16 protein-coding genes and 1 pseudogene are annotated in these 16,812 nt (G+C 43.8%); 12 read left to right on the plus strand and 5 right to left on the minus strand.

Annotated features, from left to right (window positions below; translation table 11 throughout):
* Nucleotides 1-44: 44 nt before the first annotated feature.
* The 10 genes and pseudogenes from HC246_RS13725 to HC246_RS13770 all read left to right on the plus strand — a co-directional run bounded on the left by HC246_RS13725 (nucleotide 45) and on the right by HC246_RS13770 (nucleotide 8,666).
* On the plus strand, nucleotides 45-917 hold the full coding sequence (locus HC246_RS13725; protein ID WP_169363867.1) for a DUF4388 domain-containing protein: 873 nt from the start codon (nucleotides 45-47) through the stop codon (nucleotides 915-917).
* 5 nt (nucleotides 918-922) lie between these two features.
* Nucleotides 923-1,669, plus strand: a complete 747-nt coding sequence (locus tag HC246_RS13730; protein WP_169363868.1) for a bifunctional sterol desaturase/short chain dehydrogenase — start codon at nucleotides 923-925, stop codon at nucleotides 1,667-1,669.
* Nucleotide 1,670: 1 nt separating this feature from the next.
* Nucleotides 1,671-2,522: a 3'(2'),5'-bisphosphate nucleotidase CysQ family protein gene (locus tag HC246_RS13735; protein WP_169363869.1), complete on the plus strand. Its 852-nt coding sequence runs from the start codon at nucleotides 1,671-1,673 to the stop codon at nucleotides 2,520-2,522.
* Nucleotides 2,523-2,618: 96 nt separating this feature from the next.
* Nucleotides 2,619-3,191 carry a Uma2 family endonuclease gene (locus HC246_RS13740; protein WP_169363870.1) on the plus strand — a complete coding sequence of 191 codons (573 nt, stop codon included), beginning with the start codon at nucleotides 2,619-2,621 and terminating at the stop codon, nucleotides 3,189-3,191.
* Nucleotides 3,192-3,298: 107 nt separating this feature from the next.
* Entirely contained in the window at nucleotides 3,299-3,574 is a 276-nt protein-coding gene (locus HC246_RS13745; RefSeq protein ID WP_169363871.1) for a hypothetical protein, read from the plus strand.
* Nucleotides 3,575-3,642: 68 nt separating this feature from the next.
* Nucleotides 3,643-3,789, plus strand: a pseudogene (locus HC246_RS13750) (DUF433 domain-containing protein); the annotation flags it as partial.
* Between the two features lie 65 nt (nucleotides 3,790-3,854).
* A protein-coding gene (locus HC246_RS13755) for an IS1 family transposase (protein ID WP_169361945.1) occupies nucleotides 3,855-4,543 on the plus strand; the annotation gives its coding sequence in 2 pieces (ribosomal slippage) (nucleotides 3,855-4,187 and nucleotides 4,190-4,543; 687 coding nt in all).
* Between the two features lie 488 nt (nucleotides 4,544-5,031).
* Nucleotides 5,032-5,421 carry a type II toxin-antitoxin system RelE/ParE family toxin gene (locus HC246_RS13760; RefSeq protein WP_169363872.1) on the plus strand — a complete coding sequence of 130 codons (390 nt, stop codon included), beginning with the start codon at nucleotides 5,032-5,034 and terminating at the stop codon, nucleotides 5,419-5,421.
* Complete coding sequence (locus HC246_RS13765; RefSeq protein WP_169363873.1) at nucleotides 5,399-5,710, plus strand: helix-turn-helix domain-containing protein; 312 nt, start codon at nucleotides 5,399-5,401, stop codon at nucleotides 5,708-5,710. Before HC246_RS13760 ends, HC246_RS13765 begins: the two co-directional genes overlap by 23 nt.
* 37 nt (nucleotides 5,711-5,747) lie before the next feature.
* A complete protein-coding gene (locus HC246_RS13770) occupies nucleotides 5,748-8,666 on the plus strand; it encodes a leucine-rich repeat domain-containing protein (protein ID WP_169363874.1) in 2,919 nt (972 codons plus the stop codon).
* A 50-nt stretch (nucleotides 8,667-8,716) separates the two neighbouring features.
* On the opposite strand, the gene HC246_RS13775 is transcribed toward HC246_RS13770, so the two are convergent.
* From HC246_RS13775 to HC246_RS13790, 4 genes are all read right to left on the minus strand, one after another.
* The gene (locus HC246_RS13775) at nucleotides 8,717-9,985 is read right to left on the minus strand and encodes a bifunctional folylpolyglutamate synthase/dihydrofolate synthase (protein ID WP_169363875.1); all 1,269 of its coding nucleotides are present in this window, start codon (nucleotides 9,983-9,985) and stop codon (nucleotides 8,717-8,719) included.
* The gene (locus HC246_RS13780; RefSeq protein WP_169363876.1) at nucleotides 9,966-10,322 is read right to left on the minus strand and encodes a nuclear transport factor 2 family protein; all 357 of its coding nucleotides are present in this window, start codon (nucleotides 10,320-10,322) and stop codon (nucleotides 9,966-9,968) included. The genes HC246_RS13775 and HC246_RS13780 overlap by 20 nt, the downstream gene beginning before the upstream one ends.
* A 248-nt stretch (nucleotides 10,323-10,570) precedes the next feature.
* Entirely contained in the window at nucleotides 10,571-11,056 is a 486-nt protein-coding gene (locus tag HC246_RS13785; RefSeq protein WP_169363877.1) for a CGLD27 family protein, read from the minus strand.
* A 233-nt stretch (nucleotides 11,057-11,289) separates the two neighbouring features.
* Nucleotides 11,290-11,775 (minus strand): MarR family winged helix-turn-helix transcriptional regulator, encoded by a 486-nt coding sequence (locus HC246_RS13790; protein WP_169363878.1) that lies wholly within the window; start codon nucleotides 11,773-11,775, stop codon nucleotides 11,290-11,292.
* 133 nt (nucleotides 11,776-11,908) lie between these two features.
* Between HC246_RS13790 and HC246_RS13795 the strand changes: the two genes are divergently transcribed.
* Nucleotides 11,909-13,264: an efflux RND transporter periplasmic adaptor subunit gene (locus tag HC246_RS13795; RefSeq protein ID WP_169363879.1), complete on the plus strand. Its 1,356-nt coding sequence runs from the start codon at nucleotides 11,909-11,911 to the stop codon at nucleotides 13,262-13,264.
* A gap of 44 nt (nucleotides 13,265-13,308) precedes the next feature.
* The gene (locus HC246_RS13800; RefSeq protein ID WP_169363880.1) at nucleotides 13,309-16,557 is read left to right on the plus strand and encodes an efflux RND transporter permease subunit; all 3,249 of its coding nucleotides are present in this window, start codon (nucleotides 13,309-13,311) and stop codon (nucleotides 16,555-16,557) included.
* 91 nt (nucleotides 16,558-16,648) lie between these two features.
* Here the strand turns inward: HC246_RS13800 and HC246_RS13805 are convergent, their stop codons facing one another.
* On the minus strand, nucleotides 16,649-16,795 hold the full coding sequence (locus HC246_RS13805) for a CHAT domain-containing protein (protein ID WP_169363881.1): 147 nt from the start codon (nucleotides 16,793-16,795) through the stop codon (nucleotides 16,649-16,651).
* Nucleotides 16,796-16,812: the final 17 nt, after the last annotated feature.

Below are 16,812 nucleotides of genomic sequence, written 5' to 3' on the forward strand. Positions count from 1 at the left end.
ATTCTCCGCTATAGATTTGGGCATTAACTCTCTGGTTTACAGTTATGGCAATTACAGGCTCTTTATCCGAGTTTTCTCTCCCAGAGATCTTTCAGTTTTTAGATCAGGGACAAAAAACTGGAATATTAACGATTAGAGATCCTCAAGACTTGCGAACGGGCAAGCCTTTTTTACGACATATTTGGTTGCATAGTGGGAGGGTTGTCGCTGCGGGCGATCGCTTAGACAATCGTGGCTTAGCAAGATTAATCGAACAAAGAGGTTGGATCACTGAAGCCAATCGTCCTCAATTAGAGCGACTCATCCAAGAAAATGTCCCCTTAGGTTTAAACCTAAAGTCATTAGGAATATTACAGCCAGATCAACTGAAGTTGCTGTTTAGTGTGCAGGTTTTACGACAGGTTTGTTCTTTGTTTCAAGTAGAGACAGGTCAGTTTCGCTTTGAAGCCAAAACCGATCTACCTAAGTCGGAAATGACGGGTTTAAGCTTGCCTGCGACGGAAACAACCTTAATGGGCTTACGCAGTCTCAAAGACTGGAAAGTTTTACAAAGCAAGCTACCAGATCCCAGCTCTACATTATTTAATATTTTGTCTGATGAATCGAGTTTACGCTTAGATGCTCATGAGACTCAGGTGCGTAACCTTGCTGATGGGATGATGAACCTCAAAAAAATGGCGGAGAAATTGCAAATTCCTCTACCCAAACTTCAGCAAATCGCCTTTCGATTAATCGTCGTTGGATTAGTAGAAGAAGTCCCTGACATTGATATGGGCATGAGCAATACGAGCAATGAGGAGGAGATAACAGATATAGAGGGGGATACCAGTGGTTCATTGACCAGTGCTCCAACCCGTACGGAGATCAGCAGTGCATTTTTGCAAAGCTTAGTAGGATTTTTGCAACATAAAGTGTAGTCACGGTGAGGCTATGTCGGTTTAAACTTGTAGAGAAGGTTTTGGGTAAGGTATTGTCATTTAAAGGCAAACGTATTGCAATTACAGGTGCGTCAGGCACTATGGGCAGGGCTTTAGTAGCTGAACTGAGCAAACGGGAGGCACAAATCATTGCTCTAACAACTTCACCTAGTGCCAGCTTTGAGGCTAGCGATCGCCCTACCATTGAGGTACTTACATGGCAATTAGGTCATGAGGCTGAACTGCGCGATCGCTTACAAAAAGTGGATATTCTCATTCTCAATCATGGTGTAAATGTATTGGGAGCCAGAGATTCAGCATCTATTTACAAATCCTATGAAGTCAATACTTTTTCTGTTTTTCGCTGGATTGATCTATTCCTCGAAACAATACCTGATGCAGACAATGCCAATCAGAAAGAAATTTGGGTCAATACTTCTGAAGCGGAAGTTAATCCTGCCCTCAGTCCCTTGTATGAGCTTTCCAAACGTGCCATTGGTGATTTAGTCACCCTCCGTCGCCTTGATGACTCTTGCACAATTCGCAAATTGATTTTGGGCCCGTTTAAAAGCGATCTCAATCCCTATGGAGTGATGTCGGCAAGTTTTGTCGCTTGGGCGATCGCCTTTTTAGCTCAACTCGGTTTTCGCGATATTATCGTCACGATTAATCCTATTACCTTTATTACTTATCCTGTCAAAGAATTTTGGCGATCGCTTTATTTCCGACTATTCTCTCACCGTAAGCAATAATATGAATCTCGCATTACAAACAGAAATCTGTAAATTTATTCGGGAGATCGGACAAAAAGCAATTCACCTGAGAGAGTCTGGTTTTCAGGTCGATGAGAAGGGCTTTGATGATTATGTAACTAATGTCGATCGCGAACTTGATCATCTCCTCAGCCAAAGGTTTCAAGCATGGTTTCCCGATGATGTGGTAATTAGTGAAGAAAATTCGCGATCTCAGGAACTATGGAAGCAATATGCAGAACTGCATCAAAAGTACTGGTTTATCGATCCCATTGATGGCACGGATGACTTCATTCATGGACGCGAGTTCTATTCGGTGATGGTTGGGATCTTAGAAGCATTTCAGCCGACGCTGGGTTGGATCTATGCACCAAAGAGCGATCTCTTATATTTTGGCGGTACGGCGATAAATGGAGTATTCACCGTCACGAATGGGAATGTTCCTGAAGTTCTCTATGCTGTGCCGCCGATTGGCGCAAGTAGCGATCGCGTGATCGTCAGTAAAAAAGATGATCTCGCCTATGGTGATGCCATTCGTGCGGCGGTTCCGAATGTGGAGTTTTATACCCTTGGCAGTTTTGGCTTGAAGGTAATGGAAGTTGTCCAAGGTCGCGCCAGTGCCTATATCTATCTCAATCGTCGGGTGAAGCTCTGGGATACGGTGGGACCTTTAGCGATCGCTAAAGCCGCAGGGCTAGTGTGTTGTGATCTCTCAGGTCGAGAAATTGGATTTGGATATGATGATATTCATCCTGAGAAATTAACTCACAATCAACTAATTGTGATTGGCTGGTCAAAATTTATTGATGAATATCTGGCAGCAATTTATCAAGAACTTCAATCCCAAATTTAAGAAAGGCGGCGCGATGCGCCGCCTTTCTTAAATTTGGATTTGATCGCGAAATTGGCATTGCTATACTAGTAACTACCTGATTGCCGAGGTGAAGCCATGAATCAAACTTTAACGAAATCTGCTGACCAATATCTCATCAAGCAGGCTGTGACATGGGAGCAGTTTAAGGCTCTACAATCTGCTTTTGCAGAAATTGGTGGTGTGCGATTAATTTATTGCGAGGGAGTACTGGAAATTGTGGGGCTTGGAAGATTACATGAAAAGATTTGTGTATTACTAACATTGCTACTTGGGCAATATTTTGTTTTAAAGCGTATAGCCTTTGTTGCTACAGGTGCATATACTCAGGAGTTAACAGGAAAGGCTGAATTTCAAGCTGATTTGTCCTATAACTTTGGCACAGAAAAAGAGATTTCTGATTTATGTATTGAGATAGTTGTTACTAGCGGCAGTGTCAAAAAGCTGAGAAAATACCAGTTAAAAGGTGTGCCTGAAGTTTGGTTTTGGCAGGATGGCAAGATTAGTATTTATCGCTTGCAGGATGAAGAGTATGTTCTGCTTGCAGCGAGTGAGTGGTTGCCTGATTTGGATATTGCTCATTTGGAACAATGTTTGCTAATGGAGTCTCAGTTAGATGCGATGTTAGCTTTTCAGGAAAGATATCAATGAGTTTTGAGGAGATTGAGGTCGCTTGTTGGCATGAGAATATAGCTGATCGCCTATCTAAAAAATCCTGTAAAATGTCACTAGGCTAAATATGCAGGAGGATTCAGAGAATGACGGTGATAGAAAATGCTGTGAGTAAAATGCAGAAATTACCAACTGAGGAACAGCAACAAGTCTTGCGATTTATTGAATTTATCGCGTTTGAGTTAGCCGATCGCCAAGTTAACCAAGAATCTGAAAATCTCAAAGAAGGTCAGCAAAAATCTGATTTCTGGAAAGGATTGCAAAAATTTAGATTGACAATTCAAAATGAGGGAGTGGGGTTTACTAATGAGGATTTTGCGGATTTGCGCGATCGCAGTGTGGGCAGAGAAATTATTCTATGAGCTTTCAATATTTGCTTGATACTAATACGTTTTCGGAGCCAGCAAGACCTATGAAACATTTAGCGTGAATTACTTTTGATTCTGATGTGATGGGAGGTAAACCTTGCATTCGTGGAATGCGGATTACTGTGGGTACATTGGTTGGACTATTGGCGGTTGGACATTCGGTTGAAGAGATTTTAAATGCTTATCCTTATTTAGAGAAAGAGGATATGGCGTTGCATAAATGAGGGATGAATGAGTAAATATTAAAGATAACGAGTTTAAGCAATGAAAAACAATGAAATGTCCAAAGTGTGGTTCAACACATATTCGTAAAAATGGGAAACGAGGAGACAAACAAAATCATATTTGCGCTGATTGCGGTCGTCAGTTCATTGATCATTACTCAGTGCTGGGATATTCCCAAGATGTCAAAAAAATATGCCTAAAAATGTACTGCAACGGCATGGGATTTAGACAAATTGAGAGATGTACCGATGTTAGTCACAACTCAGTCATCAACTGGGTTAAGGAAGCAGCCAAGCAATTACCAGAACATCCACCGATTGAGACTATTCCTGATGTTGGTGAACTGGATGAACTCCAGACTTTTGTTGGGTCAAAAAAAACTTGATTTGGCTATGGACTGCGGTGAATCATTTTAGCCAAGGTATCTTGGCTTGGGTATTAGGGGATAGGAGTAGCAAAACCTTTGAACCTCTATGGACATTGATTAAGGTTTGGCAATGCTATTTCTGGGTTACCGATGGCTACTGTGTCTACAAAATGTTTATCAACTCGGAAGATCAAATTATTAGCAAAACCTACATGACCAGAGTTGAGGGTGAAAATACGAGACTGAGACATTATCTTGCCAGATTGCATCGCAAAACTTTATGTTATTCAAAATCTGAACAAATGTTGCGGTATTCAATTCGTCTGTTAATTCATTATCTCAAGTACAAATCGATTCCCACCTTTTCTTGATTCATCCTTCATTTGTGCAACGCCGAGGATATTACGGCGGCGTTGTCCTATGCGGCTTGGAGGGCTGAGGAGATTGAGGTTGCTTTGGTGTCGACATGAAGATTTTGATTGATATGAATTTGTCGCCTGATTGGGTAAGTTATTTTGCAGCATCAGGAATTTTGGAGATGTGGTAATGGCAGGTATCGCCCAGTTTCGTGAAGAACTTGAAGCTGGTGCGCTAGTTTCTATTGATATGCAGCGATCGAATCGAAGGTAAGAATTTTACCAATTCGCAAAAATTAATCTTATTCTAAAACAAACTTTTTCCTTTTCCCTTTCTACTTTTTCCTTGAATTTATGATAGATGCAGAGTTATTGGCAATAATCGCACAAGCAGAACGTGAGGGCTGGACAGAACTCGATCTGTCGGGGGAATGATCTGGAAGGATTGCCGATCGCAATTGGACGGATGTACAATATATAGCACTAAGTGCTATATTAGAGTAATGAGTATTTACAAGACTCGTTGGTTCGACCGTTGGGCGCGGAAGCAGGGGCTAAATAATCTTAGTCTATGTTTAGCTGTGCGAGAAATGATGGAAGGGCTATATGAGGCTGATCTGGGTGGTGGATTAGTCAAAAAACGAGTTGCACGAACTGGACAGGGTAAAAGTGGAGGTTTTCGGACATTAGTTGCTACAAATAGAGGCGATCGCTGGATTTTTGTATTTGGTTTTGCTAAGAGCGATCGCGGTAATATCAATAAACAGGAAGAGGAAGCTTTGAAGAAATTGTCTAATCATCTTCTTACCCTATCGGTAAAAGATTTAGCTATTGCTCAAAGTAATGATGAATTAATAGAGGTAATTTGTGATGAAGAAATCAGCAATTCTTGAAGCGGTGCATGAAACGGCTAGGGGGCTACATCAGGCTGGGGTGATGGATCAAGTGACTTTACGGGAATTTGATCGCTTGTGTTTGCCTCCAGTGGAACCGTTACAACCTGAGCAAATTAGGCAAATTCGAGAAGCTTGTCGAGTGAGTCAGGCGGTATTTGCTTCTTTGCTAAATACGAGTGTGTCTACGGTGCAGAAGTGGGAAATCGGGCAGAAGCGACCTAGTGGAACTGCGCTAAAGTTGTTACATCTGGTCAAAAATCGTGGCTTAGAAATCATCACTTTCTAATTTTTTCCTTTTTCCTTTCTACTTTTTCCTTGAATTTATGACAGATGCAGAGTTATTGGCAATAATCGCCCAAGCGGAGCGTGAGTGCTGGACAGAACTCGATCTATCGGGGAACGATCTGGAAGAATTGCCTAGCGAAATTGGACGGTTGCAAAGTCTGGAAAAGTTAATTTTAGGTAAGTTGGATTTTGGGAAAGGAGAAATAAAAGGAAATCGTTTAATTGCTATTCCTCAAGAGATTTTCCAATTAACCAATCTCAAAAAACTACATATTCCATACAACCAAATTACGGAGATACCAGACGCGATTGCCTATTTAGCTAATTTGACGGAACTTGACCTCCATCTCAACGAAATTACGGAGATACCAGAGGTGATCGCCAAATTATCAAATTTGACTACACTTAACCTCTCTAGCAACCAAATTACGGAAATATCAGAGGTAATCACACAATCATCAAATCTGACTACGCTTTTCCTCTTTGGAAACCAAATCAAAGAGATAACAGAAGCAATCACACAATTATCAAATCTAACTAAGCTTTACCTCAATTTAAACCAAATCAAAGAGATACCAGAGGCGATCGCTCAATTATCAAATTTGACTAAGCTTTACCTCTGGGGTAACCAAATCACGGAGATACCAGAGGCGATCGCCCAATTATCAAATCTGACTACACTTAACCTTCATAGCAACCAAATCACGGAGATACCAGAGGCGATCGCTCAATTGTCAAAACTTACTACGTTGAATCTCTCTAATAATAAAATCACCACGATTCCAGAGGTGATCACCCAATTAGCAAATCTGAAAACGCTTTCTCTATATAACAATCAAATTATTGTGATACCAGAGGTTGATCTCACTAACTTAGTAAATCTGACTACACTCTACCTGTCTAGAAACCAAATCACATCGATTCCAGATGCTATCGCTAATTTAGCAAATCTGAAGCAATTGGATTTACGAGAAAATCCTTTATCAATTCCAACAGAGATTCTCAATGATTATAATAACCCAAAAGCAATTTTCGATTTTTGGCTGGAGCGAGAAAGACAGCCATTAAACGAAGCGAAGGTGATTTTAGTTGGACAGGGAACTGTAGGCAAAACCTCACTAGTCAAGCGCTTACTCGACAATCAATTTGATGCAGCCGAACGCAAAACCGATGGCATTAATATTCGGGATTGGCAGATTACAGCCAAAAATGAACAGGTGAAACTGCGTGTCTGGGACTTTGGCGGACAGGAAATCATGCACGCCACTCATCAGTTTTTTCTCACCGAGCGCAGCCTCTATCTATTGGTCATCAACACCCGCGAAGACGAACTTGCCAATCGCATCGAATATTGGCTGAAACTGATTGAAAGTCTGGGAAATAAAGCCCCCGTGATAATTGTCGGCAATAAAATCGATGACCATCCCCTCGACCTCGATCGCCACGGCTTGCAAACCAAATATCTCAACATCAAAGGCTTTATCGGCACATCCTGCGCCATAGGATTAGGGATTAGCGAACTCAAACAACAAATTACCGAAATCATCGCTAACGAAATGCCTCATGTCTTCGATCCCATTCCCGTCAAATGGCTAAATCTCAAGGACAAACTGGAACAAGACGATCGCGACTACATCACCTATCAGGAATACGAACAAAAATGCATCGAAACGGGCATCACTAGAGAATCATCACGCCATACCCTCGTCCGTCTCCTGCATGAACTTGGCATCGTTCTCAACTTCTCTGATGACAAACGCCTCAAAGATACCAACGTTCTTAATCCCGAGTGGATTACAGTCGCCGCATACAAAATCATTAACGATAACCTCTTGATGACGGAACATCATGGCGTATTGCATTGGCAAGACACAGAGCGCATCTTTCAGCCCAAATCTCGCAAAGAACAGGATTGCTATACCACCGCAGAAGCGCGTAAATTCATTCTCAGCATGATGGAAAAGTTTGAGCTATGCTTTGCAATGGAAAACTCCCGCGATCGCGACTATCCCGAATATCTCATTCCCGATTTACTACCCAAAGAGGAACCCCACACAGGCACATGGGACGACTGCCTGAGATTTGAATATCGCTACGATAAAGTCCTACCCAATAGCGTCATTTCCCGTTTCATCGTCAAGGCACACAAACTGATCGCCCGCACCAACAGCCGCACCTACTGGCGTACAGGCGTAATCCTCGCCTCCGATACAGGCAACTTCGCCTACATCAAAGCCGATCTCGAAGACGCGAAAATCTTTATCCGCATCTCTGGCAATCCCCACACCCGCCATAATTTTCTCTCCGTGATCCGCGACAAATTTGACGACATTCACGACTGCCCAAAACTCACTCCCGATGAGCGTATCGGTTTACCAGATAAGCCCCAAGGTACTGCCAGTTACAAACATCTACTCAAACAATTAGAGCGCGGTGAGATAACCTGTTTTCCTGAAGAAGCCGATCACAGTTACAATATCCGCGAACTGATCGAAGGCATCGAAGATAGGCGATCGCATTCAAAAGAAGACTATCGAGAACGAGATTGGAGCAGTGGGCAACCACAGCCTCCTGTAACTGTTAATATCTACAACAGCAATCAACAGTCAACTGTTATGACACCACCTGAAAAGCCTCAGCCCGAAAATACACCTAAATCTCAAGAAGTTCAACTTCCCTCAGTAATTGCTGCATCAATTTCCTTTGGATTTCTATTTTCAACTACGGCTTTTTTGGTACTTACCTTTGCAGGGATTCTAAATATTACACAGCTAGTCATAGCGATGTTTTCAATTATTCTGTTGATGGTTATCGCCGTAATTTTTGTACTCAAAGCATCTGGACAAATGGAAGGTCAATCCTTTGAGAAAATTATTCTGGCAGTTCTAAAGCAAGCTACCCTTTACGATGCTTTTCTTAGTAAGATTGGCGATATATTTCATAGCCCCAAGAAATGACCTCCCAAAACATCGCTTACTATGTCGATAAGAAGTTTGATTGAGAAAAGCTAAGTACTTGCTACTTGACTGAGAAACTCACCTACTAGATATAAAGAACCACAGAGAATAACGACATCATTTTGCTGATCCTCAAAAGCGGCTGCTAGTCCTAAAGTTAAACTTGCATAAGGATACGGTTTAACCCTAACCATAGAAGATGCCATTTGAGCTAAATCCTCTGGTGAAGTAGTTGCAGCGCTAGGTACAGGGACAGGAAAAAGTAAATCATCAGGAGCTAAAAGCGCTTTGAGAATTCCCGCTTGATCTTTTGTATTCAGAATACCTATGACCCAACGTTTATGCCGATGGGGAAAAGCCTCATCGACAAATTGCCGTAGATATTCTGCCGCCGCCACATTATGCGCTCCATCAATCAGGATTTTATGGAACTTGCCATCAAGATTAAACTCGATCCATTGCAATCGCCCTGACCATTGCGTATTAGCCAAGCCTGTACGCATCGCCGCATCACTAATCTCCCAACCCTGATTTCGCAAGGATTGAATTGTGGCGATCGCCACTGCGGAGTTAATTAACTGATGATTTCCCAATAATGACAAAGGATACTCAAAGCCTTGATAGATTGCCCCTGTCGCTGTAGGCTGAGCCGAACTTACCCAAGTTACAGGAGCCTCACATTCTGTTACCTTTGCTTGCAAAACCGAGATCGTCTCAGCATCATTCTCGGCAATGACGACAGGACATTTAGGTTTGATGATGCCTGCTTTTTCGGAAGCGATCGCACCTAAGGTATTGCCCAACTGCTGACAATGATCGAGACCAATGGAAGTAATGACAGAAACTAAAGGGCGATCGCAGACATTGGTGGCATCTAATCTCCCGCCTAATCCTGTCTCTAGGATCGCAATATCGACTTTTTGGGCAGCGAAGTACCACCACATCGCCGCCGTAATCACTTCAAACTGCGTGGGTGGAAATTCAGGATTAATCACGGCTGCCACTTGTTGCAGAGCCTCTAGCAAATCCTGATCGCGAATCCATTCACCGTTAATCGTAATTCTTTCACGCCAATCAATCAGATGTGGCGAAGTATAACGCCCAACGCGATAACCCGCCGCCTGCAAAATTGACAGCAAAAAAGCACAAACAGAACCTTTTCCATTTGTGCCTGCGACATGAATCACGGGAATTTGTTGATGGGGATTTCCTAAAGCATCGAGCAGTTGTTGAATTCGTTCTAAACCGAGATGAATACCAAACTTATCAAAACTGTCAAGATATGCTTCGGGAGATGAATTAATTAGCTTTGGAGACATGAACTTCTAAGGCGTAGATTTTGCCTTGGGCATCGACTTCGGCAATATGCCTTCCCTGCATCGCAAATAGTTCACCACTATCACGCTTGCCTGCGATCGCCCAAATAGCTTCTAGTCCATTTTCCGTCCTTCTGGTCGTCCACACACGCTGCATTCCTGAATAACTTTGGAAAAACTGGCGATATAAATTAGCGATCGCATCTTTGCCAACGACCTTACGCGCCCCCGCAGGCTGTACTTCAGCCTCTTCAGCAAACAGTTCTACCAACTCATGAAATGCTTCTTCATCAGCAGTGGCGCGATCAGAAAGCTCAAAATATCGATCTAAAACAGTCATATTCCCTTACCTCGCAGCTTTTTAAGCTAGAAAACCTTCAATACTTCATTTAAATATGAGCTTTAAAGGGTTTTCGTCGCTTTACTATTTAGTCTTGCTTTATTGTAAACATATGTTAAGTCATATTTTCCACAATTAACTTCACCCTATGGGGCGGAATTGACATACTACATAGGGGTGAAATCGCAAAATAAAAATGGTGACGCAAAGCGTCACCATTTTTATTTTGCGATTATGAAGGATAACAACTAGCCGAAAATATTGAGAGAACTGATACCTAAAGCCAGAAAAACAATTATGCCTAACAGGGTTTTTTGTAACCTCGTCATCACAGGCTTAATTTCATAAGCAACCAGTAAGCGATCCTTGGCTAAATCTGCTTCGGGCTTTTCCCATGTCTGCCCATCGTACCAACCCGATTCTTCGTAGAAAATCTTAGGACTATCAAGGCGTTGCTTCACATGACTCCAGCCTGATAGCAACAACAGCACTGGCAAAATTAACCCCACTGCGCCGCCAATACTTGCCACACATATAAATTGCCATAAATGCCGACTGGGCGACTCAATGCTCATGGCAACGGGCGAAAATAGAACTACAAATCCTAGCCACATCAGTGCTAATACACGCAGATATTGCGATCGCGCCAGCTTTGCCCAACGATAAAAGAAAGCTTCTTTCAGCTCGATATATTCATTTAGTGGTTGTTGCTCTTTGGGAACTGGGCAGGTCATGGTGCAGGAAGTAGATGGTCAGATATCTTGCCAGTTTAACAATAAGCGCTCCCGAATTGTTAGAACGAAACTCAAAACATGAGTAAGTTGGTGGGTGCAATTAAATATAAAAAACCAAAACCTGTGGCGCACGCGCAGCGTGCGCCACAGGTTTTGGTTCTGGTTTTTAATTATGCCCAGCTACTTAGCCCTGATGTTTTGGATAGCAAGTCCAAATAGGCAATTAAGGCGCTCTAGCGAAATATCTGACTGAGTTCTTCTAGCCCCTTGATGAGATGAGTGAGCTGCTCTGGCGGTAGATGTGCCAACTTATCAGCAAGGCGATCGCTAGTAACTTGACGAACTTGTTGTAAATGCGCCTCCCCTGCGATCGTCAGGCAAAGTACAATCTGTCGTCTCAAGGTGGGATGCTCAGTACGGGTAATAAATTCTTTTTGGACTAGGCGCTCAACCATCGTAGAAGCAGATGCACTCGTCACACCCAAGTACTCAGCAAGGATTGTGAGCGACGAACAGGAATTGGTTTGCAAAAAGGCTAGAGCACGTAGCTGTGGAATTGTGAGAAAAGAAGATTTCTGTTGGCGCACTTCAGTATAGATATGCTGCATCACCGCAGGGACAATATCCACAACCTTAGCAGCACAAGCCAATCTCGATGATAACGCTGATAATTGTGAAGTAGGCAGTTGTGGAGAAATCAAATTATGTGATGCATTCATCTTGACGCTAAAGATGTATTAATGTAGTACTACTAACAGTTAGATAAGTTAACAATTACCATACAGCAGAATCTACCCAAATTATGTAGATTTCATTTGCATAAGTCCCAATCATCACGATCGCTTGAAACCTATGCGGTATCCTCTCTTATCAGCATTAATATTAATATCGGTTTCGATAGGAACCCCTAGTTTGCTTACTGCTTGTGGTTCATCTCAAGCCGAATCTGGCAAGGAGAAGCCTCGTCCTGCTGTGCCAGTCGTTGTTGCCCCCGTCGTTCAAAAAACTCTTCCCATCCAGATTCGCAGTACGGGTGTAGTAGAGGCTTATTCCACTGTGGCGGTAAAGTCACGGATTGGCGGACAGTTAATTGAGGTAGGCTTTCGGGATGGACAGGATGTTAAGCAAGGAGATTTGCTATTTCGGATCGATCCACGTCCCCTAGAAGCTCAATTACAACAGGCGATCGCTGCACAAGCGCGTAATCAAGCTCAGTTACAACAGGCGATTGCCAATCAAGTCCGTGCGGAAACCACCATTGCTCAGGCAAAGGCCAACAAAGATCGCGATGCTGCCCAGCTACAGTTTGCCGATTTTCAACGCAAAAGCTATGACAGTCTCTATGCTGAAGGTGCAATTAGTCGTACCCAAGCTGAGCAGTTTCGTACCAATGCCAGTGTCTCTCAAGCAAATGTAAATGCTTCAGGCAGTGCGATCGATACCACCGTAGCCGCAGCCGAATCTACTAAAGCTGATATCGCCGCCGCTCAAGCAAACCTCGCCGCAGGGGAAGCTTTAATCGACAATGCCAAAGTGCAACTTTCCTATACAGAAATTTATTCACCTGTAGATGGGAGAGTAAGTAGTCTGAAGGTGAATCAGGGCAATTTAGTCAAGGCTGATGCTGATGCCCCATTGGTAACAATTGTGCAAGTTAAACCAATTTATGTAACTTTCACAGTTCCCGAAAAGTCCCTCGCTCAGGTAAAGCAATATCAGAAACGGAGCAAACTCAAAGTCCAAGCTTTCGTTAGCAATGATAAAAAGCCTGTGGAAGGAGAACTGACTTTTATTGATAGTGTGGTTGATGCGACTACAGGCACTGTCCAACTGAAGGCAACCTTTGCCAACCTAGACGATCGCATTGCGCCCGGTCAGCGCGTGGATGTCATTCTCAAATTGACAGAAGAACAGAATGCACTTTCTATCCCTACGCAGGCGATCCAAACAGGGCAGAAAGGTCAGTTTGTCTATGTTGTCAAAGCTGATAACACCGTAGAGATTCGCCAAATCAAGGTAGCTAATGCTGTTGGTAATGAATCAGCGATCGCTAGTGGTTTGGAGGTTGGTGAGAAGGTAGTGGTCGATGGTCAATTTGCCCTCTCACCCAATGCCAAGGTTGAGATCAAAGAAGCTCAAAATCAGAATTCTGAGAAAAAGGATAAACCTGAAAAAGGCGATCAACAAGAGAAGAAAGACAAAAAATAATTGCGATTTTCCACCAATCCCCCATTCCCAATCCCCCATTCCCGATGAACATTACTCAACCCTTTATTCGTCGTCCTGTCATGACTACCCTCGTCATGCTGGCGATTCTCATTTTTGGGTTTGTCAGTTATCGCCTATTACCGATTAGTGATTTGCCAACGGTGGATTTCCCCACGATTAGCGTGACAGCGACATTACCGGGGGCTAGTCCTGAAACGATGGCATCTTCGGTGGCGACACCGTTGGAGCAGCAGTTCTCCTCGATCGCAGGTTTGGACTCGATGACCTCCAGCAGCGCCCTTGGCAATACCACGATTACTTTGCAATTTAACCTCAATCGCCAAATTGACGGAGCCGCACAGGATGTCCAAGCCGCGATCGCTAAAGCTGCAAGGCAATTGCCACCGACCCTCCCCAATCCGCCCCAATATCGTAAGGTCAATCCTGCCGATCTGCCGATTCTCTTTATTGTTCTCAAATCCGATGTGCTGACCCTAGCGGAAGTTGATAAATATGCGGAGAACTTACTAGCGCAGAGGTTATCCACCGTCGATGGGGTCGCACTCGTTACCGTCCAAGGTTCTCAAAAATATGCGGTGCGGATTGAACTCGATCCGCAAGCATTAAAAACGAAAGGTATTGGGATTGATGAGGTTGCTACAGCGATCGCGCAGGGTAACTCTAATCAGCCAACGGGAACCCTCTATGGCGAAAATCGCACCTTGACCATTGATACCAATGCGGGTCTGGAAAATGCTGCTTCCTACGGTAAGCTCATTGCCGCCTATCGCAATGGTGCGCCTGTGCGCTTGAACGAGATTGCCAATGTCACCGACAGCGTGGAAAACAATCGCCTTGCCACTTGGTATAACGGCACAAGGGGTATTGTGCTCTCGATTCAACGTCAACCGGGGACAAATACTGTGGCGATTGTGGAGACTTTAGAGAAGTTACTACCCACTTTCCGCGAACAGATTCCTGCGGCGATCGATATGGAAATTCTATACGATCGCTCGATCTCTGTACGCCATTCCGTTGAAGATGTGCAGTTCAGCTTACTCTTAGCGATCGCCCTTGTGATCATGGTGATCTTCCTATTTCTACGGAATTTCTACGCTACCTTGATTCCCAGCGTTGCCGTGCCATTGTCCATCGTCGCCACCTTTGGGGTGATGTATAAACTGGGCTATTCCCTCGATAACCTCTCTTTGATGGCATTGACCCTATCTGTAGGCTTTGTGGTCGATGATGCTGTGGTTGTTCTGGAAAATATTGTCCGTCACCTAGAAATGGGTAAATCGCCCTATCAAGCAGCGATCGATGGTTCTAAAGAGATCAGCTTTACGGTGCTATCGATGACGATTTCACTGGTGGCGGTATTTATTCCGATTCTGTTTATGGCTGGCATTATCGGTCGCCTATTTCAGGAATTTGCCGTCACCATTAGTGTCGCCATTCTGGTGTCAGGATTTGTCTCCATCAGTTTGACCCCGATGCTTTGCAGTCGCTTTCTCAAACATGCGCCCCATAGTGGTAAACCAATTCCCACTAATCATACAGAGGTTCTTGGCGATGATGGGATTGATGATCTCACTGTTAGCAATGGTCATGGTCACGAAAACCTGAATGGTCACAATAATGGTCACGGTAGCAATGGTCATCATGACAATGATGGGGGATTCTTCCAGCGCTTTTATGCGTGGAGTTTGCGGAAGGCGCTCAAATATCACCGTGTCACTTCAGCGATTTCCGTAGCCGTTTTAATTGCCACAGTTGTCCTGTTTGGGATAGTACCGAAGGGATTCATTCCCAATGACGATCTTAACCAGCTATTGATTACCACCGAAGCCATCCAAGGCATCTCCTATGAGGATATGTCTAAGCTGCAAGCAAAAATCGCCGATATTGTCAGCAAAGACCCCGATGTCGAAGCGATTAACTCGACGGTTGGGGCTTCGGGATTTATCTCTTTGCCTAACAACGGACGCTTATTTATGCGGTTAAAAGAACGTAGTAAGCGATCGCGCAGTGTTGACCAAATCATTCAAGAACTGCGTCCCAAATTGGCAAAGGTTGCGGGTATTCGCTGTTTCTTGCAAAATCCACCCACGATTCGCCTTGGTGGACAAATTACTAAGGCAATGTATCAATACACTATCTCTGATACTGATATTGAAAAACTTTATGGCACTGTACCTGAACTAGAGAAAAAGCTCCGCCAATTCGACAGTCTCCAAGATGTCAGTAGTGATTTGCAGATCAAGAATCCTCAAGTTACCGTTGAAATCGATCGCGATCGCGCTTCGGCATTAGGCATCACCGCTAGCCAAATCGAATCAGCCCTATCCTATGCCTATTCCACCCGTCAAGTCTCGACGATCTATGGCTCTGATAACCAATATGCTGTGATTATGGGTGTCATGCCCGAATATCAAAAGGATTTGCAATCTCTGGAATTGCTATCGGTGCGATCGAGTAATGGACAACTAGTTCCCCTCGGTACATTTGCCTCCTTCAAACAGACTGTAGGGGCGCTATCGGTGAATCACCTATCGCAGTTACCTGCGGTCACAATTTCCTTTAACCTCAAACCGGGGATTTCCCTTAGTGATGTCGTCGGTAAAATTGAAAGTCTTGCTAGAGAAACCTTACCCGCCACTGCTTCAGGAAAATTCCAAGGGACAGCCCAAGTATTCCAAGACTCGCAACAGGGCTTAGGACTGTTGCTCTTAGCCGCAATTCTCGTCATCTACATTGTCTTAGGGATTCTCTACGAGAGCTTCATTCATCCAATTACGATTCTCACCAGCTTACCCTCCGCAGGATTTGGTGCGTTGCTCACGTTATTGATCTTCGGTAGTGAACTCAATGTTTACGCCTTTGTCGGTGTGATTCTTTTAGTAGGAATCGTCAAAAAGAACGGGATTATGATGGTGGACTTTGCGATCGGTGCTCGTAAACAAGGCAGTACCGCCTATGATGCAATCTACGAGGCATGTTTAGTACGCTTCCGTCCGATCATGATGACCACCCTCGCTGCCTTAATGGGAACCTTACCGATCGCCCTCGGTATTGGTGCAGGTGCAGAATCTCGCCGAGCCTTAGGTTTAGCTGTAGTTGGCGGTTTGCTATTCTCCCAGTTGCTCACGCTTTACATCACGCCTGTTTTCTATGTCTACATGGAAAACCTCCAAGAGTATTGGAAGCGTCGCGATATTCGCAAAAAAGAAAAAGCTAGAGAAGAAACTAACATTAGCCAGAAGCCTCCTGTTTCTCTACCTCCTGCTAGATAAACCATAAGAAAAAGCCTTGCTAAGCAAGGCTTTTTCTTATGCTAATTGTATAGAAGGTTTGCCACGCAAACCTTCTATACAATTACCGTTGCTATAGTCCATTACTGATCGTAAAAAATGCTGACCAGTAGCTAGGGTGACTATAGTTTGCTGATTTAATCAGAGCAACTTGCGCCCTACGCAAAGCCTCAGTGGGTGTAACATCGCCTTTTTTGAGTTCACGCTTAGTACAGGACAAAAAGTTGCAAAAGTAGG

Origin of the sequence: Pseudanabaena yagii GIHE-NHR1 (genome assembly GCF_012863495.1) — a bacterium.
In the GTDB taxonomy this organism is placed as follows: Bacteria; Cyanobacteriota; Cyanobacteriia; order Pseudanabaenales; family Pseudanabaenaceae; genus Pseudanabaena; species Pseudanabaena yagii.

Excerpts from the sequence above, each read along its gene's own strand:
- HC246_RS13725 (WP_169363867.1), top strand. The coding sequence starts at position 45 with ATGGCAATTACAGGCTCTTTATCCGAGTTTTCTCTCCCAGAGATCTTT.
- HC246_RS13735 (WP_169363869.1), top strand. The coding sequence starts at position 1,671 with ATGAATCTCGCATTACAAACAGAAATCTGTAAATTTATTCGGGAGATC.
- HC246_RS13740 (WP_169363870.1), top strand. The coding sequence starts at position 2,619 with ATGAATCAAACTTTAACGAAATCTGCTGACCAATATCTCATCAAGCAG.
- HC246_RS13745 (WP_169363871.1), top strand. The coding sequence starts at position 3,299 with ATGACGGTGATAGAAAATGCTGTGAGTAAAATGCAGAAATTACCAACT.
- HC246_RS13760 (WP_169363872.1), top strand. The coding sequence starts at position 5,032 with ATGAGTATTTACAAGACTCGTTGGTTCGACCGTTGGGCGCGGAAGCAG.
- HC246_RS13765 (WP_169363873.1), top strand. The coding sequence starts at position 5,399 with ATGAAGAAATCAGCAATTCTTGAAGCGGTGCATGAAACGGCTAGGGGG.
- HC246_RS13770 (WP_169363874.1), top strand. The coding sequence starts at position 5,748 with ATGACAGATGCAGAGTTATTGGCAATAATCGCCCAAGCGGAGCGTGAG.
- HC246_RS13775 (WP_169363875.1), bottom strand. The coding sequence starts at position 9,985 with ATGTCTCCAAAGCTAATTAATTCATCTCCCGAAGCATATCTTGACAGT.
- HC246_RS13780 (WP_169363876.1), bottom strand. The coding sequence starts at position 10,322 with ATGACTGTTTTAGATCGATATTTTGAGCTTTCTGATCGCGCCACTGCT.
- HC246_RS13785 (WP_169363877.1), bottom strand. The coding sequence starts at position 11,056 with ATGACCTGCCCAGTTCCCAAAGAGCAACAACCACTAAATGAATATATC.
- HC246_RS13790 (WP_169363878.1), bottom strand. The coding sequence starts at position 11,775 with ATGAATGCATCACATAATTTGATTTCTCCACAACTGCCTACTTCACAA.
- HC246_RS13795 (WP_169363879.1), top strand. The coding sequence starts at position 11,909 with ATGCGGTATCCTCTCTTATCAGCATTAATATTAATATCGGTTTCGATA.
- HC246_RS13800 (WP_169363880.1), top strand. The coding sequence starts at position 13,309 with ATGAACATTACTCAACCCTTTATTCGTCGTCCTGTCATGACTACCCTC.